This is a genomic window from Nonomuraea sp. NPDC050227 (genome assembly GCF_044459705.1).
Taxonomy (GTDB): Bacteria; Actinomycetota; Actinomycetes; order Streptosporangiales; family Streptosporangiaceae; genus Nonomuraea.
This window is the reverse complement of record NZ_JBITJF010000009.1, coordinates 19386-39300: the sequence shown is the minus strand read 5'-3', so window position 1 is coordinate 39300 and position 19915 is coordinate 19386. Positions and strand designations below refer to the sequence as shown.

At 71.2% G+C, this 19915-nt stretch carries 19 protein-coding genes and 1 pseudogene; 12 read left to right on the top strand and 8 right to left on the bottom strand.

The window, feature by feature from the left end; genetic code table 11:
* Positions 1–12: 12 nt before the first annotated feature.
* Entirely contained in the window at positions 13–402 is a 390-nt protein-coding gene (locus tag ACIBK9_RS31475) for a VOC family protein (RefSeq protein WP_358283220.1), read from the bottom strand.
* Positions 403–466: 64 nt separating this feature from the next.
* On the opposite strand from ACIBK9_RS31475, the gene ACIBK9_RS31470 reads away from it, so the two are divergent.
* The 7 genes from ACIBK9_RS31470 to ACIBK9_RS31440 all read left to right on the top strand — a co-directional run bounded on the left by ACIBK9_RS31470 (position 467) and on the right by ACIBK9_RS31440 (position 7064).
* Positions 467–895 (top strand): MarR family winged helix-turn-helix transcriptional regulator, encoded by a 429-nt coding sequence (locus ACIBK9_RS31470; protein ID WP_397162378.1) that lies wholly within the window; start codon positions 467–469, stop codon positions 893–895.
* 116 nt (positions 896–1011) lie between these two features.
* Positions 1012–2103: an ABC transporter ATP-binding protein gene (locus tag ACIBK9_RS31465; protein WP_397162377.1), complete on the top strand. Its 1092-nt coding sequence runs from the start codon at positions 1012–1014 to the stop codon at positions 2101–2103.
* A complete protein-coding gene (locus ACIBK9_RS31460; RefSeq protein WP_397162376.1) occupies positions 2096–3202 on the top strand; it encodes an ABC transporter ATP-binding protein in 1107 nt (368 codons plus the stop codon). The genes ACIBK9_RS31465 and ACIBK9_RS31460 overlap by 8 nt, the downstream gene beginning before the upstream one ends.
* A complete protein-coding gene (locus ACIBK9_RS31455; RefSeq protein ID WP_397162375.1) occupies positions 3199–4170 on the top strand; it encodes a carbohydrate ABC transporter permease in 972 nt (323 codons plus the stop codon). The genes ACIBK9_RS31460 and ACIBK9_RS31455 overlap by 4 nt, the downstream gene beginning before the upstream one ends.
* Before the next feature lie 62 nt (positions 4171–4232).
* Positions 4233–4985 (top strand): carbohydrate ABC transporter permease, encoded by a 753-nt coding sequence (locus ACIBK9_RS31450; RefSeq protein ID WP_364326154.1) that lies wholly within the window; start codon positions 4233–4235, stop codon positions 4983–4985.
* Between the two features lie 11 nt (positions 4986–4996).
* Positions 4997–5260, top strand: a complete 264-nt coding sequence (locus ACIBK9_RS31445) for a DUF2160 family membrane protein (RefSeq protein ID WP_357991604.1) — start codon at positions 4997–4999, stop codon at positions 5258–5260.
* A gap of 19 nt (positions 5261–5279) precedes the next feature.
* Entirely contained in the window at positions 5280–7064 is a 1785-nt protein-coding gene (locus tag ACIBK9_RS31440; protein WP_397162374.1) for an ABC transporter substrate-binding protein, read from the top strand.
* On the opposite strand, the gene ACIBK9_RS31435 is transcribed toward ACIBK9_RS31440, so the two are convergent.
* The 6 genes from ACIBK9_RS31435 to ACIBK9_RS31410 form a co-directional block, all read right to left on the bottom strand.
* On the bottom strand, positions 7036–7671 hold the full coding sequence (locus tag ACIBK9_RS31435; protein ID WP_397162373.1) for a hypothetical protein: 636 nt from the start codon (positions 7669–7671) through the stop codon (positions 7036–7038). The two genes, ACIBK9_RS31440 and ACIBK9_RS31435, sit on opposite strands and share 29 nt — an antisense overlap.
* On the bottom strand, positions 7664–8944 hold the full coding sequence (locus ACIBK9_RS31430; protein WP_397162372.1) for a Gfo/Idh/MocA family protein: 1281 nt from the start codon (positions 8942–8944) through the stop codon (positions 7664–7666). Before ACIBK9_RS31430 ends, ACIBK9_RS31435 begins: the two co-directional genes overlap by 8 nt.
* A gap of 10 nt (positions 8945–8954) precedes the next feature.
* Entirely contained in the window at positions 8955–10229 is a 1275-nt protein-coding gene (locus tag ACIBK9_RS31425) for an ABC transporter substrate-binding protein (RefSeq protein WP_397162371.1), read from the bottom strand.
* A 45-nt stretch (positions 10230–10274) separates the two neighbouring features.
* Entirely contained in the window at positions 10275–11141 is an 867-nt protein-coding gene (locus ACIBK9_RS31420; protein ID WP_352319678.1) for a carbohydrate ABC transporter permease, read from the bottom strand.
* Positions 11125–12084: a sugar ABC transporter permease gene (locus ACIBK9_RS31415; RefSeq protein WP_358283207.1), complete on the bottom strand. Its 960-nt coding sequence runs from the start codon at positions 12082–12084 to the stop codon at positions 11125–11127. The genes ACIBK9_RS31420 and ACIBK9_RS31415 overlap by 17 nt, the downstream gene beginning before the upstream one ends.
* A gap of 206 nt (positions 12085–12290) precedes the next feature.
* Positions 12291–13244: a LacI family DNA-binding transcriptional regulator gene (locus tag ACIBK9_RS31410; protein ID WP_397162370.1), complete on the bottom strand. Its 954-nt coding sequence runs from the start codon at positions 13242–13244 to the stop codon at positions 12291–12293.
* Between the two features lie 192 nt (positions 13245–13436).
* On the opposite strand from ACIBK9_RS31410, the gene ACIBK9_RS31405 reads away from it, so the two are divergent.
* Genes ACIBK9_RS31405 through ACIBK9_RS31385 form a run of 5 tightly spaced genes read left to right on the top strand, consistent with a single transcriptional unit; the run spans position 13437 to position 19286 of the window.
* Entirely contained in the window at positions 13437–14327 is an 891-nt protein-coding gene (locus ACIBK9_RS31405; RefSeq protein WP_397162369.1) for an NAD-dependent epimerase/dehydratase family protein, read from the top strand.
* Positions 14324–15196 (top strand): 5-dehydro-4-deoxyglucarate dehydratase, encoded by an 873-nt coding sequence (locus tag ACIBK9_RS31400; protein WP_397162368.1) that lies wholly within the window; start codon positions 14324–14326, stop codon positions 15194–15196. The genes ACIBK9_RS31405 and ACIBK9_RS31400 overlap by 4 nt, the downstream gene beginning before the upstream one ends.
* Positions 15193–16242, top strand: coding sequence for a mandelate racemase/muconate lactonizing enzyme family protein (locus tag ACIBK9_RS31395; protein WP_397162367.1), 1050 nt, complete (start codon positions 15193–15195; stop codon positions 16240–16242). Before ACIBK9_RS31400 ends, ACIBK9_RS31395 begins: the two co-directional genes overlap by 4 nt.
* Positions 16233–18278 (top strand): DUF6807 family protein, encoded by a 2046-nt coding sequence (locus tag ACIBK9_RS31390; protein ID WP_397162366.1) that lies wholly within the window; start codon positions 16233–16235, stop codon positions 18276–18278. The genes ACIBK9_RS31395 and ACIBK9_RS31390 overlap by 10 nt, the downstream gene beginning before the upstream one ends.
* Before the next feature lie 12 nt (positions 18279–18290).
* A complete protein-coding gene (locus ACIBK9_RS31385) occupies positions 18291–19286 on the top strand; it encodes an acyltransferase family protein (RefSeq protein ID WP_397162365.1) in 996 nt (331 codons plus the stop codon).
* A 447-nt stretch (positions 19287–19733) separates the two neighbouring features.
* Here the strand turns inward: ACIBK9_RS31385 and ACIBK9_RS31380 are convergent.
* Positions 19734–19910 (bottom strand): annotated as a pseudogene (locus ACIBK9_RS31380) (TetR family transcriptional regulator); the annotation flags it as partial.
* Positions 19911–19915 lie beyond the last annotated feature (5 nt).

Sequence of the window (19915 nt, the reverse complement as noted above, 5' to 3'; positions counted from 1 at the left end):
GCCCGCCCGCGCTCAGTACGACTGGAGCTCGATCAGGTTGCCCTCCGGGTCGCGCAGGTGGGCGGTACGCAGGCCGGGCCCCCAGGCGGGCCGGTCCTGCGGCGGCGCGGCGACGGTGGCGCCCAGCCCGACGAGCCGGTCGGCCTCGCCGTCGACGTCGTCGACCCGCATCACCAGCATCACGGTGTCCTGGGCGCCCGCCGCCGGCAGCCCGGACGTGCCGACGACCTCGGCGACGCGGTCGCGGCCGAAGAGCACGAGACCGGCCTGGCCGTCGATGTCCCAGTTGGCGTACGTCGCCTCCGTCAGCACCTTCACCGGCTCCAGCCCGAGGGCGGCCCGGTAGAAGGCGACGCTCGCCGGGAAGTCGCGCACCAGCAGCCGAGGGTAGAGAGCGTCCATCCTGATCCTCCGAAATTAGTGGGTAGTCACCAACTATTGGGAACAACCTACACTTCTCGACGAGATGGAACTGCCACCCACCCTGCTCGGGACGACCACCTTCGTGCTGCACAAGGTCGGCGTCGCGGGCCGGCGCGCCCTGGCCGCGCGACTCACCGCCGACACGGGGCTGAGCCTGTGGGAGTTCGCGGCGCTGGCCACGCTCGACGACTTCGGCCCGGCCGCCCAGCGGGAGGTCGGCGACCGGCTGGGCCTCGACCCGAGCGACATGGTCCGCCTGATGGACGGCCTCATGGCCGAAGGACTGGCCGCCCGGGAGCGCGACCCCGCCGACCGCCGCCGCTACCGGATCTCGCCGACCGCCGCCGGCCGGGACGTCCTGGAACGGGCCCGCGCGGTGGTCGCGGACGTCGAACGCGAGACGCTCGCCCCGCTGACCGACGCCGAGCGCCGCGACCTCCACAGCCTGGTGATGAAACTCTTCTCACCCTGACAAATGCCATAACTCACGTCAACTGGCGAACAACTGTCACAACAACTGCCCTCTTTGCACAAAGAATCAGATCATGTTAGATGGAGGGCAAGCTCCGGGAGAGAGGACCGGGCATTGTGACGCTGATCCTCGATGGCGTCCGCGTACGGCAGCGCGGGGAGACCTGGCTCGACGACATCCACCTGGAACTACCTCACGGACTGACCACCCTCGTCGGCCCGATGAACTCGGGAAAGACCACGCTCATGCGGGTCGCCGCCGGTTTGCAGCCGCCCGATTCGGGGCGGGTGCTGGTCAACGGAAATGACGTCACCTCGATTTCCGTGCGAAAGCGCTCGATCGCCTTCGTCTATCAGCAATTCATCAATTACCCGTCCCTCACCGTTTACGAGAACATCGCCTCGCCGTTGCGGCTGGACCGGTCGTACCGCAAGGACGGCATCGACCGGCGGGTGCGGGAGGTGGCCGCGGTCATGGGCCTCGGCGACCTGCTGGGCCGCAGGCCCGCGGAGCTGTCGGGCGGCCAGCAGCAGCGCACGGCGATCGCCCGCGCGCTGGCCCGGCCCGTGGACGTGCTGCTGCTCGACGAGCCGCTGGCCAACCTCGACTTCAAGCTCCGCGAGCAGTTGCGCGAGGACCTCAGGCGCATGTTCACCGGCTCGCCGGGCGTCGTCCTCTACTCCACCGCCGACCCGAACGAGGCCCTGACCTTCGCCGCGCCCGCCGTGGTGCTCGGCGAGGGCCGGGTGCGGCACGTCGGCGACCCGGCCACCATGTACGCCGAGCCGCCCACGCTCGCCGTCGCGGCCACGCTCAGCGACCCGCCGCTGAACCTGCTGCCCGGCACGGTCAGGGACGGCCGGATCGAGGTCATGGGCACCTCCTTCCCCGCGCCGGGCGCCGCCGCCTCCGGCCAGGCGGTCCTGCTGGGCATCCGCCCCCACCAGGTGACGATCACCAGGACCGGCCCCGGCCTGCTGGAGCTGCCCGCCGAGATCAGGCTGGCCGAGGTGACCGGCGGCGCGACGTTCCTGCACCTGCTGCTGGCGGGACGCCGGCACCTGGTGGCCCACCTGCCGGGCACCCGCCCGTTCACGCCGGGCCAGGCGGCCACCGCGTACGTGGACCCGCGGCACGTCTTCGTGTTCGACGAGGCCGGCGGCCGATTACCGGTCGCCCCGGCGGCGAGGGCGGGGCGGCATGGCTGACATCCGCCTGGAGGGCGTGGGCCACAGCTACGACGGCGGCCGCACGTGGGCGCTCAGGCCGACGACCTGGACCTGGCGCGGCGGCCGGGCCTACGCCCTGCTCGGCCCGAGCGGCTGCGGCAAGACGACGCTGCTGAACATCGTCTCGGGGCTGCTAAAGCCCACGGCGGGCCGGATCTGGTTCGACGACCGCGAGGTCACCGGGGTCCCCACGGCCGGCCGCGACATCGCGCAGGTCTTCCAGTTCCCCGTCCTGTACGAGGAGATGTCCGTCTACGACAACCTGGCCTTCCCGCTGCGCAACAGGAAGGTCCCGGCCGAGGAGGTCCGCCGGCGCGTGCTGCGCGTCTCGGCCATGCTGGGCCTGGACGACGTGCTGCGCCGCCGGGCGCGCCGGCTCGACCCGGGCCGCAAGCAGATCGTCAGCCTGGGCCGCGGCCTGGTGCGCGAGCAGGTGGCGGCCGTGCTGCTCGACGAGCCGCTGACCGTGGTGGACCCGGCGCTGAAGTGGACGTTGCGCAGCAAGCTCAAGGAGATCCACCGCGACACCGGCCACACCCTGGTCTACGTCACCCACGACCAGACCGAGGCGCTGACCTTCGCCGACGAGGTGGTCGTGCTCAACGACGGCGAGATCGTGCAGGCCGGGGAGCCGGCCGAGCTGTTCCTGTCGCCCGCGCACGAGTTCGTCGGGCACTTCATCGGCTCCCCCGGCATGAACGTGCTGCCCGCCGAGATCGACGGCGACGTGGTCAGGATCGGGGACTCGGAGGTCGGCGCGGTGGTCGGCGCGGTGGCCGGCGCGCTGCCCCCTGGGCCGGTGCGGATCGGCGTGCGGCCCGAGTTCGTCCGGGTCGGCGGGCCGCCCGCCGGGCCCGGCGTGGCGGCCAGGGTGACCCGGATCGACCGCATGGGCTCGCACGACCTGGTGCGCGCCGAGGTCGGCGGCCATCCGGTGATCGCCAGGACCGAGGCGGGCTCGTCCTGGACGCCGGGCGCGGTCGAGTTCCTGCATTTCCCCGCGGACCGGACGTTCCTGTTCCGCGACGAGGTCAGGTGCGGCTCGCTCGCACCCCTGGACGGAAGGGGGCAGGCGTGAGCGACCGGACCGCCGTCGCGGGCGGCCAGGCGGGTGGCGAGGTCGTACCGGCCGCCGCCGCGCCTGCCGCCGCGGAGGCCGCCGGTGCCGCCGGGTCGCGCGCCGATCCCCGTCCGCGGAACAACCGGGCCTGGCTGCTGGTGCTGCCGGTCGTGGTGTCGGTGGCCTTCACCGCGGTGATCCCGCTGATGACCGTCGTGAACTTCTCCGTCCAGGACGTCTTCAGCCCGGTGGACCGGGTGTTCGTCGGCCTGGACTGGTTCCGGCAGATCGCCCGCGACCCCGAGGTGCGCGCGGCGCTCGTGCGCACGCTGCTGTTCTCCGCGCAGGTTCTGCTGGTGGAGGTCCCGCTCGGGGTGGCCATCGCGGTCTGCATGCCGCGCCGCGGGTTCTGGGTGTCGGTGGCGCTGGTGCTGGTGGCGCTGCCGCTGCTCATCCCGTGGAACGTCGTGGGCACGATCTGGCAGATCTTCGCCCGCGGCGACATCGGGCTCGGCGGCTGGGCGGTCAACAACCTGCTGCACGTCAACTTCAACTACACGCTCGACTCGGCCGACGCCTGGATCACCGTCCTGGTCATGGACGTGTGGCACTGGACGCCGCTGGTGGCGCTGCTGGCCTACGCGGGGCTGCGGTCGATCCCCGAGCCGTACTTCCAGGCGGCGCAGATCGACGGCGCGTCGGCGTGGGCGACGTTCCGGCACATCCAGTTGCCGAGGCTGCGCGGGGTGCTGACGATCGCGATCCTGCTGCGGTTCATGGACAGCTTCATGATCTACACCGAGCCGTTCGTGGTGACCGGCGGCGGGCCGGGGAACGCGACCTCGTTCCTGAGCATCCTGCTGTCGAAGATCGCCGTCGGCCAGTTCGACCTGGGCCCGGCGGGGGCGTTCTCGCTGCTGTACTTCCTGCTCGTGCAGATCGCCTGTTACGTCTTCTTCACCGTGCTGACCAGGTCGGGGAGGTGAGTCCCACGCGCCACCGGCTGCCGTGGGCGCGCACGGTCTTCTGGCTGTACGCCGCCACGCTGATGTTGCCGCTGCTGTGGATGTTCGGCATGTCCATCCGCCCGAACGAGGACATCCTGGGCAGCTTCTCGCTGATCCCGCAGCGGGTGACCTTCGACAACTACGTCACGTTCTTCACCGACCCGTCGTGGTATTCGAGCTACCTCAACTCCATCGTCTACACCTCGATGAACGCGGTCATGTCGCTCGTCGTGGCGCTGCCGGCGGCGTACGCGTTCTCGCGGTTCCGCTTCGCCGGGGACAAGCACCTGTTCTTCTGGCTGCTGACGAACCGGATGGCGCCGCCGGCGGTGTTCCTGCTGCCGTTCTTCCAGATCTACCAGGCGGTCGGGCTGTTCGACACGCATCTGGGCGTGGCGATCGCGCACATGCTGTTCAACGTGCCGCTGGCGGTCTGGATCCTGGAAGGCTTCATGTCCGGGATCCCCCGGGAGATCGACGAGACCGCGGCGATCGACGGATACTCGCTGCCGCGCTTCTTCGTCCGGATCTTCCTGCCGATGATCCGGTCCGCGCTCGGCGTCACCGCGTTCTTCTGCTTCATGTTCAGCTGGGTGGAGCTGCTGATCGCCAGGACGATCACGTCGGTGGACGCCAAGCCCATCGCGGCCACCATGACGCGGACGGTGAGCGCGGCGGGCGTGGACTGGGGGCTGCTGGCCGCGGCCGGCGTGCTGACCATCGTCCCCGGGGCGGTCGTCATCTGGTTCGTGCGCAACTACATAGCCAAGGGGTTCGCCCTGGGGAGGGTCTGACCGTGCAGTGGATGGTGTGGACCGCCCCCACGGCCCTGGTGTTCGCCGGGCTGGCGCTGCTCCTGTGCGTGATGGCCGTCTGGGCCCGGATCTCGCCCCCGGTGGCCAGGCGCGGGTTCCTGCGGATCGAGACCGACCGGGGCGACCGGCTGTACATCGGCCTGATCAGCGCGGCCGTCGTGCTGGCCCTGTGGATTGCAGTCACCGACCTGTCCATGTGGGCGGCGCTCGGCGTCGCGCTGCTGGTCATGGTCGTGATCGGGATATGGGGCTGAGAGGAAGGGGAGCCAGGCGATGAGGCATGCGGTGGGTGTCGCGGCGGCGGTCGTGGCGGCGCTGGCCCTGGTGGCGGCCGGTTGCACGGGCGGCGGCGAGGAGAAGCCGAAGAGCGACTTCAAGGAGGCCGACGGCAGGGCCGCGGCACAGCGGTGGGTGTCGGAGGAGTTCACGCCGAGCACCCTGTCCAAGGACCGGCAACTGGCGGAGATGGACTGGTTCATCAAGGCGGCGGCGCCGTACCGGGGCATGCAGATCAACGTGGTGTCCGAGACGATCACCACGCACGAGTACGAGTCGCAGAAGCTGGCCAGGGCGTTCACCGAGATCACCGGGATCAGGGTCAAGCACGACCTGATCCAGGAGGGCGACGTCATCGAGAAGCTCCAGACGCAGATCCAGGGCGACCAGAACATCTACGACGCCTACGTCAACGACTCCGACCTCATCGGCACGCACTCGCGCGGCACGTACGTGTTCCCGCTGTCGGACTACATGGCCGGAGAGGGCAGGAACGTCACCTCCCCCACCCTCGACCTGGACGACTTCATCGGCATCAGCTTCACCACCGGCCCCGACAAGAAGATCTACCAGCTCCCCGACCAGCAGTTCGCGAACCTCTACTGGTTCCGCTACGACTGGTTCACCGACCCGGCGATCAAGAAGCAGTTCAAGGACGCCTACGGCTACGACCTGGGCGTGCCGGTCAACTGGGCGGCCTACGAGGACATCGCCGACTTCTTCAGCAACAAGGTCAACGGCAACGGGACCGTCGACGGCCGGAAGGTCTACGGCCACATGGACTACGGCCGCAAGGACCCCTCGCTGGGCTGGCGCTTCACCGACGCCTGGCTGTCCATGGCGGGCAACGGCGACCCCGGCATCCCCAACGGCCTGCCGGTGGACGACTGGGGCATCCGGGTGGAGAACTGCCGTCCGGTGGGCTCGTCGGTCACCCGCGGCGGCGACACCAACGGCCCGGCCTCGGTGTACGCGCTCACCAAGTACGTGGACTGGCTGAAGAAGTACGCGCCCCGCGAGGCCGCCGGCATGAACTTCAGCGAGGCGGGCCCGGTCCCGGCGCAGGGGAACATCGCCCAGCAGATCTTCTGGTACACCACGTTCACGGCCGACATGACCAAGAAGGGCCTGCCGGTCGTCAACGACGACGGCACCCCCAAGTGGCGCATCGCGCCCAGCCCGCACGGCGTCTACTGGAAGGACGGCAACAAGCTCGGCTACCAGGACGCGGGCTCGTGGACGCTGCTCAACAACACCCCGAAGGACCGCAGGGCCGCGGCCTGGCTCTATGCCCAGTTCGTCACGTCCAAGACGGTGTCGCTGAAGAAGTCGATCACCGGGCTGACGTTCATCCGCGACTCCGACATCAAGAGCGACTACTTCAGGGACAACGCCGCCAAGTACGGCGGCCTGATCGAGTTCTACAACTCCCCCGCCCGCAAGCAGTGGACCCCGACCGGCACGAACGTGCCCGACTACCCCAAGCTGGCGCAGCTCTGGTGGCAGAACGTGGCCACCGCCGTCACCGGCGAGACCACCCCGCAGCAGTCGATGGACAACCTGGCCAGGCAGCAGGACGAGATCCTGGCCCGGCTGGAACGCCTGTCGCGCGAACGCCAGGGCTACGGCGGCCAGTGCGCGCCCAAGCTGAACCCCGAGCGTCCGGCCCAGTACTGGTTCGACCAGCCGGGCGCGCCCGCGCCGAAGCTGGCCGACGAGCGCGGCGAGCCGGCCACGCTCGACTACGACAAGCTCATCGCCCGGTGGAAGGCGGGCGGCTGACCAGCTCCCGCGCCAGCCAGTCGAAGGCGCGCTCCTGCATGGGCACGTCGAAGCAGTGCGGGGACGGCGCGAACACGGCCTCGTAGCGGCCGGGGGCGTCGCGGTAGCGCTCGCCGATGCGGGCGTGCGCGCGGCGCATCCCGGCCTGCGGGAACAGGTCGTCGCGCAGGGCGTACTGGACCATGAGGGGGCGGGGGCGCGGGCGGCCACCAGGTCGGGCCAGTCGCCCAGCCGCGACAGGCCCGGCGGGTGGAACATCCAGGTGTGCCGCTCGAAGCGGCGGCTGCCCCAGGTCAGCACGTCGTGGGCGAGCACGGCGAAGCCGCGGCGGGCCGGGCAGCGGTCCGTCGTGGTCGCGCGGTCTCAGCAGGTACGCCCGGGTCCGCGGCCCGAACCCGACCGTCCACGACAGTTCCTCGCCGTGCAGGTCGCCGTCGGTCCACGTGCGCTCGACCCGCACGTCCGCGGCGGTCAGGGCGGGCACCCCGATCGCCTGCCGGGCCGCCGCCCGCAACCGCATCCCCGGCAGGGACGGGAACAGCTCCCACTGCCCGCCGACGACCTCGGCCAGCTCCCCGAACACCGCCGGGGCGGATCCGTCAGGCAAGGCTGGTGCCGGTGTCCGCCAGCTGCACGGGGGCGCCCGAGGCGGCCGACAGGTTGGCCGCGACGCCGGTCAGGACGCTGCGGATGCCGTCCAGGTAGCCCGCCTGCCGGGCCAGCGGGTCGCCGGTCGGGCCGCGGAACACGTCGTCCAGCAGCAGCCGGTCGCCGCCGCCGTGGCCGCCCGCGCCCGCCTCGATCGGCACCTCGCGCGGCTCGGCCCAGTGGGGGCGCAGGGTGAGCCGCTCCCACGCACCGGCGGCGTGCTCCTTGGACGCGGCGCTCGGGTCGATCGCCGCATGCGGCGGCGTCCAGGCCCGCTCGACCACCTCCAGCTCCAGCCGTCCGGCCGTGCCGTTGAAGGCCACCCGGTAGCCCTCGAAGGGCGCGTGGGCGTTCAGCGAGTACGTCAGCAGCGCCCCGTTGTCGTACCGGACCAGCACCGCCATGTTGTCGTCGATGGTCACGCCGTCGCCGAAGACGTCCTGGTCCCGGACGTAGCCGTCCTCGTGCTCGGCGTCCAGGTAGAGGCGCTTGAGCCGGGGATCGGCGGCGATGTCCAGGATGAACGGGTCGCTGCCGAGGCCGGGCGCGCCCCGGCCGCGTCCGGGACGGTCGGCCAGCCCCCGCGACCGCGCGTTGGCCGAGCCGTAGAACCGCAGCGAGGTCTGCGCGAAGACGGTCTCCGGCGCCGCCCCGAGCCACCAGTTGACCAGGTCGAAGTGGTGGGTGGACTTGTGCACGAGCAGGCCGCCGGAGCTGGCCCGGTCGCGGTGCCAGCGGCGGAAGTAGTCCGCGCCGTGGATGGTGTCGAGCGTCCACTCGAAGTGCGCGGACGTCACCTCGCCGATCGCGCCGTCCATGAGCAGGCGGCGCACGGCCGAGTTGCGCGGCGAGTACCGGTAGTTGAAGGTGACGATCAGCCTGCCGGTGCTGCGCCGGGCCGACTCGGCGATGGCCGCGCAGCTCCCGGCGTCCACGGTGAGCGGTTTCTCCACGATGACGTCGCGGTCCGCGTCCAGGGCCGCGCACACGTAGCGGGCGTGCGCGGCGTCCACGGTCGCGACCACGACCGCGTCGGCGAGTTCGAGCACCTTGCCGAACTCGGCGGGGGCGAAGCACGGCACCTCGTGGCCGATCCGCTCGGCGTAGTAGTCCATGCGGGTCCGGTTGGTGTCGCACAGGGCGACGATCGTGCCGGTGTCGCGCCACTCGCCGAGCAGCGCGTCGACGTACAGCTGCGCGCGGTGCCCGAGCCCGACGAACGCGTACCTCATGGTCGTCCTCTCAGCCGCCGAGGGCGGCGTTGGCCTCGGTCAGGAACTTCTGGGCGGCGACGTCGGGGGCCATCCGGCCGAAGATGACCTCCTCGGTGTACCGCTTGAGCATGTCCTCCAGGGCGCTGGCGCCCTTCGGCGGCGCGGCGGGCGGGTCGGCCAGCTCGCCCTTGATGGAGTCGACGAACTGCAGCGTCTTCTGGTCCGCGGGCGGCAGCTTGTCCTTGACCGCGGCCAGGACCTTCGAGCTGGCGGGCAGGCCGCGGTCGCTGAGGATGATCCCGCCGACCTCGGCGTCGTTGATCATGAAGTCGATGAACTTGGCGGCCTCGGCGGCGTGCTCGCTCTTGGCGGAGGCGGTGTAGAACATCGCCGGCTGGAGGAACATGCCGCCGGTGGTCGCGCCCTCCGCCTTGGGCAGGCGCAGCAGGCTCATCTCCTTGCCCGACGCCTTGGCGACCGCGCCGAGCTGGTTGCTCCACCACATGCCGGACGCGCCGGTGTTGGTGGCCAGCAGCGACTGGTCCACGCTGGTCGCGCCGACCTCGGCGGTCTTGGCGGCGTCGGGGCTGCCCTTGGCCTTGATCGTGTCCAGCATGACCTGCCACCAGGCCACGATCGTCTCCGGCGTGACGGCGATCTTGTTGCCCTGGTAGAAGGGCTCGCCGCGCTGGGCGGCGAAGATCTGCAGGAAGGCGGGGTTCCAGTTGAGCTGGGTGCCGTAGACCGTGCCGCCGCCCTTGGCGGTGATCTTCGAGCTGAGGTCGACGTAGTCCTTCCACGTCCACTTCGTGTCGTCGGGCACCTTCTGCCCGGCCGACTCCACCAGGGCCGGGTTGAGCACCACCGAGAAGACGTTCGCGCCGGTGGGCACGGCGAACTGCTTGCTGTCGATGCCGCCGGTGCCGAGCAGCTTGGGGTCGATGTCGGCGGTCTGGACCTTGCCGGTCAGGTCGGCCAGCGTGCCGCGGTCGGCGTACTCGCGAAGGCCGCGGATCTCCAGGGTGATGACGTCCGGGGCGTCGCTCGCGGCGACCTTCGTGGACAGCGTCTCGTAGTAGTTGGCGAAGTCGGAGAACTCGCCCTCGACGTCGATGCCCGGGTTCTTGGCCTCGAACTTCTTGATGGCCTCCTCGGTCATCTTCTGCCGCGCGTCGCTGCCCCAGTAGGAGAAGCGCAGCTTGACCTTTCCGCCGTCGTCGCCGCCGCTGCCGCAGGCCGCGGTGACCGCCAGCACGGCGGTGGCGAGCAGGGCCGCCGACCACGTCTTCTTGCCAGAGCTCACGGCTCTACCTCCTGTGGGATTCGTCTGTGTCGGGGGGTGGGGGAACTACTTCAGTCCCGTGGTGGCCACACCACGGATCAGGTACTTCTGGCCGGCCAGGAAGAAGCCGAAGATGGGCCCGAGCGCGACGATCGACATGGCGAACATCGGGCCCCACGACGAGTCGCTGCTGGCGTCGAGGAAGGTGCGCAGCGCCACCGGAGCGGTGAAGTTGTCCGGGTTGTTGAGGTAGAGGAGCTGGCTGAGGAAGTCGTTCCACGTCCAGATGAAGGTGAAGATCGCCGTCGTGGCCAGCGCCGGGGTGCAGAGCGGGATGATCACCCTGATGAACGTGCGCCAGTAGCCGGCGCCGTCGATCTCGGCGGCCTCGTCCAGCTCCCTGGGGAGCGAGCGGATGAACTGCACCATCAGGAACACGAAGAACGCGTCCGTGGCCAGCACCTTCGGCATGACCAGCGGCCAGATCGTGTTGATCAGCCCGAGCTTGGAGAACATGACGTACTGCGGCACGATCAGCACGTGGTGCGGCAGCATGATCGTGCCCAGCATGAGGGTGAACCACAGCTTCTTGAGCGGGAAGTTCAGCCGGGCGAAGGCGTAGGCGGCCAGCGAGCAGGCCACCAGGTTCGCCACCACCGACAGCACGGTGATCACCGCGGAGTTCCACAGGTAGTAGCCGAAGGGGTGCTTCAGCGCGGTCCAGCCCTCGGTGTAGTTCTCCAGCGTGACCTCGCTCGGCCACAGGCCGGGCTGCCGGAAGATCAGCTCCTCGGGCTTGAGCGAGCTGGAGATCATCCACAGCAGTGGATAGAGCATGACCAGGCCGAACCCGATCAGCAGCACGTGCTTGACCACCCGGCCGCCCCTGAGCGGGCGGAACAGGACGGGCAGCGGCCTACTTGGTGTCGCCATAGAAGACCCAATACTTGGACGCGAGGAAGTTCACCCCGGTGAGGCCGGCGATGATGAGCAGCAGGACCCACGCCATGGCGGCCGCGTAGCCCATGTCGAAGCTCTTGAAGCCCTTGAGGTAGAGGTAGAGCGTGTTGAACATCGTGGAGTCGGCCGGCCCGCCCGAGCCGCCGCTCACGATGAACGACTGCGTGAACGACTGGAACGACTTGATGATCTCCAGCACCAGGTTGAAGAAGATGATCGGCGTCAGCAGCGGCAGCGTGATCGACCGGAACTGGCGGAAGACGCCGGCGCCGTCCACCGCGGCGGCCTCGTAGTAGCTGGCGGGGATCTGCCGCAGCCCGGCCAGGAAGATGATCATCGGGGCGCCGAACGTCCAGACGTGCAGGATGATCAGCGTGCCGAGGGCGGTGTCGGGGTCGCTGACCCAGCCGGGCCCCTGGATCCCGAAGACCGCCAGCACGGCGTTGACCAGGCCCTCGGCCCCGAAGACCTTGCGCCACAGGATCGCGATCGCCACGCTGCCGCCCAGCAGCGAGGGCAGGTAGAAGATCGACCGGTAGAGCGACAGGCCGCGCAGCCCGCGGTCGAGCACCAGGGCCAGCGCGAGCGCGAAGGCCAGTTGCAGCGGCACGGAGACGACCACGTAGATCGTCGTCACCTTCAGCGAGTTCAGGTAACGGGCATCCTCGGTGAACATCTTGACGTAGTTGTCGAACCCGACCCACTTGGCCTCCTCCAGGAGGTTGTAGTCGGTGAACGACAGGTAGAGCGAGGCGACGATGGGACCGATCGTGATGACGAGCAGACCGGCGAACCAGGGTGCCAGGAACAGGTAGGCGGCCCGCGCCTCGCGGCGGGAACGTCTGGACGCGCGACGGTCTCCCCGCTCGGGCGGGGTCGCGGCGTCCGGGAGTCTCACCGCCACCGAGTCAGCCATGACGGAACTCATTCGTCATCACGGACCTTCCGGCGAGATGTGAATGGATAGCGCTTTCCTATAGCTGCCGGGAAAGTTCCGTCAACCCTTTGCAGGCGTTACATCGCCGTTATCGATATATCGACACCGTGTTTTCCCTGGTGACAAGCGCTTACCGCGCAGAGGTAGGACGAATATTGCTGCGATTTAGTACAACCGTTTGCAGGTCATCGGGGCGGCGCCGTCGACTCCCGCACCACCAGCCGGGTCTCCAGCGAGGTCGTGGCGCTCACCTCCTGGATCAGCAGGTCGACCGCCAGCCGCCCGGCCGCCGCGGTGGGCATCGCGACCGTGGTGAGCTTGGGCCGGTTCAGTCGCCCCGGCACGATGTCGTCGATGCCCACCACGCTGACGTCCTCCGGCACGCTCAGCCCGAGCTCGCCCAGCCCCTCGATTAGGCCGATCGCCATGAGGTCGTTGTAGGCGAGCACCCCGGTCACCCCGGCCTCGCGCACCGCGGACGCGGCGGCCAGTCCGCCCTGCTCGGTGGGCGAGTTCGGCCCGAGGACGACCAGCTCGACGCCCGGCACCCGCTCGGCGGCCGTCCGGATCTCGCCGCTCGTCCAGGAACCCGCCGGGCCGGACAGCAGCGCCACGCCGCGGTGCCCGAGCCCGGCCAGGTGCTCGACCGCCAGTCGCGCGCCGTGCCCGACGTCCATCAGCACCGTGGCCGCGCCGCGCAGCCGCCGGTTGACCACCACGAGCGGCACCCGCTCGGCCAGCCGCTCCAGCACCTTGTTCGACGAGCGCGGGCTGCACAGGACCACGCCGTCCACCTGCTTGGAGAACGCCTGGACCAGCTCCTCCTCGGCGGCCGGCTCCTCGTCGGTGTCGGCCACGAACAGGTGGTAGTCGCGCTGCCGGGCCGCGGCGTGCGCGGCCTTGATCAGCGGCGGGAAGAACGGGTTGGCGATGTCGGCCACGATCAGGCCCAGGTTGTGGGTACGCCCGGTCGTGAGCGCCCTGGCCGCCCTGTTGGGCCGGTATCCCAGCTCCTCGGCCACCGTCAGCACTCTGGTCCGGGTCGCGGCGTTCACCATGTGCGGCGCGGAGAACGTCCGCGACACGGTCGATACGTGCACACCGGAAGCGCGGGCCACATCACGAATCGTCACTGTCACAGCCACCCACCCTAACGCAACCGCTTGCAGGCATGATGGTCACGATGAAAGCGCTTGCCGATCGATCGGCCATGGACCGCTCATATGTTTGCCCAGCTAGATGGCATGGTCGAAAATCGGCTCTTGACGCCTCGCCCTGCCTGGCCCATAGGTTTGGTGCAACTGTTTGCAGTCCTGAAGGAGTCCCCCACGGTGAGCAGAGTGCTCGTCACCGGCAGCGCCGGACGCCTCGGCCGCAGCGTCGTCACCACGCTCGCCGCCGCCGGGCACGAGGTGATCGGCGTGGACCAGGCCCCCGGCACGCCGGTCGAGGCCGCCGCGACGTCACCGGCCGACCTCACCGACACCGGCCAGGCGTACGAGGTCGTCGCCCGCTTCCGGCCGGAGTCGGTGATCCATCTGGCGGCCATCGCGACGCCGTTCAGCCGGCCGGAGTCAGTGATCTTCCAGGTGAACACCCGGCTCGCGTTCAACGTCTGCGCGGCCTCGGTGGACCTGGGCGTGTCCGGCGTGGTGGTGGCCAGCAGCCCCACGGTGATCGGGTACGGCGCGCCCGGCGGCTGGCGGCCGTCGTACCTGCCGATCGACGAGGAGCACCCGGCGCTGCCCTGGAACGCCTACAACCTGTCCAAACTGGTGGCCGAGCAGACCATGCGGACGTTCGCGCGGGCGGGCCGGACGAGGATGGCGGCCGTCCGGCCGTGCTTCGTCATCCCGCCCGAGGAGTGGGCGGGCGCGCCCACGCAGTCGGGGCACACCGTCAGGGAGCGGCTCGACCAGCCGGAGATCGGCGGTGTCTCGCTGTTCAACTACCTCGACGCGCGCGACGCGGGCGAGCTGTTCGCCGTGCTGGTCGCGGCGCTGCCCGAGCTGCCGGTCGGCGAGGTCTTCTTCGCCGGCGCGGCCGACGCCCTGGCCAGGGAGCCGCTGGCCGACCTGCTCCCGCAGGCCGTGCCGGGCACCGAGGAGCTGGCGGCGGCCCTCACCGGCACCGCTCCCGCCTTCTCCACGGACAAGGCCCGCCGCCTGCTCGGCTGGGAGCCCAAGCGAAGCTGGCGAACCGAACTCAAGGAATCCGAATGAATCTCAGCGGTGTGCTGTTCTTCCCCGTCACCCCCTTCGACGCCGACGGCGCGCTCGCCGAGCAGGTGCTGGCCGAGCACATCCGGCGCGGCATGGCGCACCGCCCCGGCGGCGTGTTCGTGGCCTGCGGCACCGGCGAGTTCTCCGCGCTGTCGGAGGCGGAGCACGCGCGGGCCGTCCGGGTGGCGGCCGAGGTGGTGGACGGGCGGGTGCCGGTGTTCGCCGGGGCGGGCGGCCCGATCGGCGCGGCGTTGAACCAGGCGCGGGCGGCCCGCGCGGCCGGCGCCGACGGCCTGCTGCTCATGCCTCCGTACCTGACGCAGGGTCCGGCGAGCGGCTTCGCCGCGTACGTGGCCGCCGTCGCCGCCGAGCTGCCGGTGATCGTCTACCAGCGCGGCCCGGTCGTCCTCGACCCGGACGCCGTGGTCGAGCTGGCCGGCGTGCCCGGCGTGATCGGGCTCAAGGACGGGCTCGGCGACATCGACCGGATGCAGCGGACCGTCCTCGCGGTCCGCGAGAAGCACCCGGCCTTCCTGTTCTTCAACGGCCTGCCGACCGCCGAACTGACCATGCCCGCCTACCGCGGCATCGGCGTCGACCTGTACTCCAGCGCGGTCTTCGCCTTCGCCCCCGAGATCGCCGTGGCGTACCTGAACGGCGACGAGCGGCTGCTGACCGAGTTCTACGCGCCGCTGGTCCGCCTGCGCGACAAGGCCCCCGGCTACCCGGTGGCCCTGGTCAAGGCCGGCGTACGGCTGCGCGGCCTCGACGTCGGCCCGGTGCGCCCGCCGCTGGTCGACGTGGCCGAGGACCACCTGGCCGAGCTCGACGCGCTGATCAGGTCCGGGCTCGCCCTGGCGGCCTCGTGATCACCGGCCTGCGCACCGAGCTGCGGACGGTCCCCCTGCCCCGCCCGTGGGGCCCGGACGTGCCCGCCAATCACGTGATCGTCTGCCACGTGACGCTGGCGGACGGCCGCACCGGCACCGGGTTCTCCTGGACGCCGCAGATCGGCGCGCACGCCGTGCACGCCCTGCTGGAGCACGACCTGCGCGAGGCGCTGATCGGCCTGCCCGCCCATCCCGAGCTGGTCTGGGACCGGTTGTGGCGGCACCTGCGCGAGGCCGGTCCCGGCGGGATCACCACGGTCGCGCTGGCCGGGATCGACCTGGCGCTGTGGGACCTGCGCTGCGGCGCGAGCGGCCTGGCCGACGTGCTGGGCCGGCGCCGGGAGCAGGTCCCGGCCTACGGCAGCGGCGTCAACCTGCACTACTCCCTGGAGGAGCTGACCGATCAGGCACGGCGCTGGGTGGCCGCCGGATACCGCGGCGTCAAGATCAAGGTCGGCCGTCCCGACCTGGCCGACGACGTGGCCCGGGTGGCGGCCGTACGCGAGGTGATCGGGCCCGACCGGCTGCTGATGATCGACGCGAACCAGCGGTGGGACCTGCACCGGGCCCGGCGCGCCCTGTCCGCGCTGCGCGAGTTCGACCTCCACTGGATCGAGGAGCCGCTGCCGGCCGACGACGTGGCCGCGCACGTCGAGCTGCGCCGCTCGACCGACGTGCCGGTCGCGGTGGGCGAGAACGTCTACACCGTCTACGGCTTCCGCGACCTGCTCACCGCGGGGGCCTGCGACGTCGTCCAGCCGAACGTGGTGCGCGTCGGCGGCGTCACGCCGTTCCTGCGGATCGCGGAGCTGGCCAGGGCGTTCGACGTGCCGGTCCATCCGCACCTGCTCGGCGAGGTGTCCGGGCAGCTCGCCCTGGCGCTGCCGCTGCCGCCGCTGGCCGAGGACGTCGAGGACGCCTCGTTCGCCCGCCTGGGGCTGCTGGCCGAGCCGTACCCGGTGCGGATCGAGGACGGCGTGCTGCGCGTCGGCGGCCACGCGGGACTGGGGTTGCGATGGGCGTGAGCACGGACCCCGTGAAGGTCGTCCTGGCGGGGGCGACCGGGCACGGGCGGCATCACCTGGACAACCTGCGCAGGCTCGCGGCCACCGGGCTGGTCGAGCCGGCCGGAATCTGCGACGTGCGGCAGGTGCAGCTCGACGGCGACCCCCTGCCGCAGTCGGCGGACCTGGGCGAGCTCATCGCCGCCACCGGCGCGGAGATCACGATCGTCTGCACGCCGATCCACACGCACGCCGACCTCGCGGTCACGGCGTTGCGCGCCGGGTCGCACGTGCTGCTGGAGAAGCCGCCCGCGGCGAGCCCCGAGGCGCACGCGCGGATCGCCGCGGCGGTGGCCGAGACCGGGCTGGCCTGCCAGGTCGGCTTCCAGAGCCTCGGCTCGCGGGCGGTCCCGGCGCTGCGGGACCTGATGGCGAGCGGCGCGCTCGGCCGCGTCCGCGGCATCGGCGGCGCGGGCGCGTGGGAGCGGCCCGCGTCGTACTTCACCCGCTCGTCCTGGGCCGGACGGCGCAGGCTGCACGGCGCGGACGTGGTGGACGGCGCGCTCACCAACCCCTTCGCGCACGCCGTCGCGACCGCGCTGGCCCTGGTGGACGGCCCGGTCGAGGCGGTCGAGACCGAGCTGTACCACGCCCATCCGATCGAGGCCGACGACACCTCCTGCCTGCGCGTCCGGATCGCGGGCGGGCCGGTGATCACGATCGCGGTGTCGCTGTGCGCGACCGGCCGCAGCGAGCCGTACCTGGTGGTGCACGGGGAGGCGGGGCGGGCGAGGCTCACGTACACGCTGGACGAGCTGCGGGTCGAGCGGGCCGACGGCTCGGTGGAGACCACCGTGCACGAGCGCGACGGGCTGCTGGAGAACCTCGTCGCGCACATCCGCACGGGGGCGGAGCTGCTCGTCCCGCTCTCCCGCACCGAGATGTTCACCCAGGTCCTGGACGCGGTGCGGCTGGCCCCCGAGCCGCGGCCCATCGCCGAACGGCACCAGGTCGTGGAGCGCGACGGCGGCGGCGAGGTCACCCACCGGTACCTGCCCGGCATCGCCGAGCTGACCGCGCGCAGCGCCGCGGAGCTGGCGCTCTACTCCGAGCTCGGCGCGCCGTGGACGAAGGTGGAGCTGCGGGTGGCGGGCGCGCCGGTCGCGGCCTACGAGTGGCGGCCCGACCTGCCCGTCACCGACTCGCCGCGGCCGTACCTGCATCCGGTGCGCACCCTGGGCGGCGTCACCGTCACCGAGGTGCGGCCCGACGACCACGAGCACCACCTCGGCGCCGGCGTGGCGATCGCCGACCTGGGCGGCGCGAACTTCTGGGGCGGCCGCACCTACGTCAGGGGCCGGGGACCGGCCTGGCTGGACGACCACGGCAGGCAACGGCACGTCGCGTTCACCCGGCTGGCCGACGACGGCTTCACCGAGGAGCTGGAGTGGATCGGCCCCGCCGACCGGCTGATCGCCCGCGAGCGGCGCACGGTCACCGCCCGGCCGGTCGGCGACGCGTGGGCGCTCGATCTCGCGTTCACGCTGACCAACCTCACCGGCTCGCCGCTGGAGGTCAACAGCTCGGCCACCAAGGGCCGGCCCGGCGCGGGCTACGGCGGGTTCTTCTGGCGCGCGCCCGGCGCCTCGACCGGCCGGGTGACCTTTCCCGGGGACGAGGAGGCCGTGCACGGCAGCCGGGGCCGCTGGGTGGCCATGGCCGGGACCGGCCGGGACGGGCGGGACTGGACGCTGGTGTTCGTGCAGGCCGGCGACGACCCCTGGTTCGTGCGGGTGGCGGAGTATCCCGGGGTCGGGCAGGCGCTCGCGTGGGACCGTCCGCTCGTCGTAGAGGACACGCTGACCCGGCGGGTCGTGACGGTCGTGGCCGACGGGCGGCTCGACGGGCCGGCGGTCTCGGCGCTGGCCGCCGCCGTGGAGGCGACGATCGGGGAGACGGCGATCGGGGAGACGACGATCGGGGAGCGCGCGTGTGACACCCGGTCTTCGGTAAGCCCTCATTCCCGGTTTCCCGGCGGTTCGGCGGGCCGCGGCTAGGGTGCGGAGTCTGTGAACGCACCCGTCATCGCCCGGCCCGCCACCGCCAGGGACCCCTTCTTCGACAACGCGAAGTACCTGGCCATCGTGCTGGTCGTGTGCGGTCACCTGATCGAGGACCAGCGCGACGCGCCGCTCGCCCACGCCCTGTACTTCTACGTGTACGTCTTCCACATGCCGCTGTTCATCGTGCTTAGCGGCTATTTGTCCCGAAATTTCACGTTTTCGGGGGGCAAGGCGCGCAAACTCCTCTCTACCCTCGCCGTCCCCTACCTGATCTTCGAGCTGGCCTACTCGCTCCCCCGCCCGATCCTGTACGGCGAGTTCGAGCTGAGCCTGCTCGACCCGTACTACCTCACCTGGTTCCTGCTCTCGCTGTTCCTGTGGCGGTTGTCCACGCCGGTGTGGCAGCAGCTCAAGTGGCCGCTCGCGGTCGCGGTCGCGCTGTCGCTGCTGACCGGGCTCGACCGGTTGCCCGGCGAGCTGGCCATGAACCGCACGTTCGCGCTGCTGCCCTTCTACGTGCTCGGCCTGATGGTGCGGCCCGAGCACTTCGCCCTGCTGCGGCGGCCCTCCATGCGGCTGGCCGGGTTCTGCGTGCTGGGGCTGGGGCTCGCGGTCGCGCTGCTGGTGCACGAGCGGGTGCCGACCGAGTGGATCAGGTGGCGGCACTCCAACGCGGCCATCGGCGTGGACGACCTCACCGGCACCGCGATCAGGCTGGGGCTGCTGGCGGCGGGTGCGGTGCTGGTGGCCGCGTTCCTGGCGGTCACCCCGGCCCGGCGCACCTGGTTCAGCGGGCTGGGCTCGGCCACCATGTACGCGTACCTGCTGCACGGGTTCGTGGTGAAGGGCGCCGAGCGGCTCGGCCTGGGGCTGCCGCTGTCACTCCTGCTGGGCGTCCTGACCGCCACCCTGCTGTGCACGCCCTGGGTGCGCGGGCTGTTCCGCTGGGCCGTCGAGCCCCGGATGACCTGGGCCTTCACCCCGCTCCGCCGTCCCGCCTGACTCGTGCCTGAGCAGCCGCAGCGCGCCCCTGGACAGCGCGACCAGGATGTCGGCGCACTCGTCCAGGTCGGGGTATCGGCCTTCCAGGTGGCCCATGGCCAGGGCGTTCGTGGCCGCGTTGACGCCCTCGGCGATCATCTCCAGGCGGCGCCGGTCCCGTTCGTCGCCGGCCGTGTAGCCGAGCGCGGCCAGGTCGGCCGCGTGGTGCTCGCGGTAGGCCGCGGCCGTACGGGCGGCGAAGTCGCGCAGCGAGGAGGACGGGTCGTGCCGCGCGCGCAGCTGGATGCGCAGCAGCTCGGGGTGGCGGCAGATCGCCTCCAGCGGGATGCGGAAGGTGTCGCGGTGGCGTTCGAGGTCGCCGGGCGCCTCGCGGGCCCTGCGCCGGGCCTCCCGCATCGCGCCGCGCAGCCGGTCGCCGCCCTCCTCCGCGAGCACCAGCAGCAGCTCCTGCATGTCCTTGAAGTGCACGTAGAAGCTGGACTGCGCGATGCCGGCGGCCTTGGCGACCTTGCCGGTCGTCAGGCCGGTCTCGCCCTCCTCGTCGAGGATGGTCAGGGCGGCCTCGATCAGCCTGCGCCGGGTCAGGTCCTTCGCCTCGCTCCTGCTGAGCGGTGTGCTGGTCACGATCG

What these genes read in the sequence shown, in the direction of transcription:
- ACIBK9_RS31430 (WP_397162372.1), bottom strand. Translation starts at nt 8,944, where the DNA reads ATGAGGTACGCGTTCGTCGGGCTCGGGCACCGCGCGCAGCTGTACGTC.
- ACIBK9_RS31390 (WP_397162366.1), top strand. Translation starts at nt 16,233, where the DNA reads ATGGGCGTGAGCACGGACCCCGTGAAGGTCGTCCTGGCGGGGGCGACC.
- ACIBK9_RS31460 (WP_397162376.1), top strand. Translation starts at nt 2,096, where the DNA reads ATGGCTGACATCCGCCTGGAGGGCGTGGGCCACAGCTACGACGGCGGC.
- ACIBK9_RS31450 (WP_364326154.1), top strand. Translation starts at nt 4,233, where the DNA reads ATGTTGCCGCTGCTGTGGATGTTCGGCATGTCCATCCGCCCGAACGAG.
- ACIBK9_RS31420 (WP_352319678.1), bottom strand. Translation starts at nt 11,141, where the DNA reads ATGGCGACACCAAGTAGGCCGCTGCCCGTCCTGTTCCGCCCGCTCAGG.
- ACIBK9_RS31415 (WP_358283207.1), bottom strand. Translation starts at nt 12,084, where the DNA reads ATGGCTGACTCGGTGGCGGTGAGACTCCCGGACGCCGCGACCCCGCCC.
- ACIBK9_RS31470 (WP_397162378.1), top strand. Translation starts at nt 467, where the DNA reads ATGGAACTGCCACCCACCCTGCTCGGGACGACCACCTTCGTGCTGCAC.
- ACIBK9_RS31400 (WP_397162368.1), top strand. Translation starts at nt 14,324, where the DNA reads ATGAATCTCAGCGGTGTGCTGTTCTTCCCCGTCACCCCCTTCGACGCC.
- ACIBK9_RS31475 (WP_358283220.1), bottom strand. Translation starts at nt 402, where the DNA reads ATGGACGCTCTCTACCCTCGGCTGCTGGTGCGCGACTTCCCGGCGAGC.
- ACIBK9_RS31445 (WP_357991604.1), top strand. Translation starts at nt 4,997, where the DNA reads ATGGTGTGGACCGCCCCCACGGCCCTGGTGTTCGCCGGGCTGGCGCTG.
- ACIBK9_RS31440 (WP_397162374.1), top strand. Translation starts at nt 5,280, where the DNA reads ATGAGGCATGCGGTGGGTGTCGCGGCGGCGGTCGTGGCGGCGCTGGCC.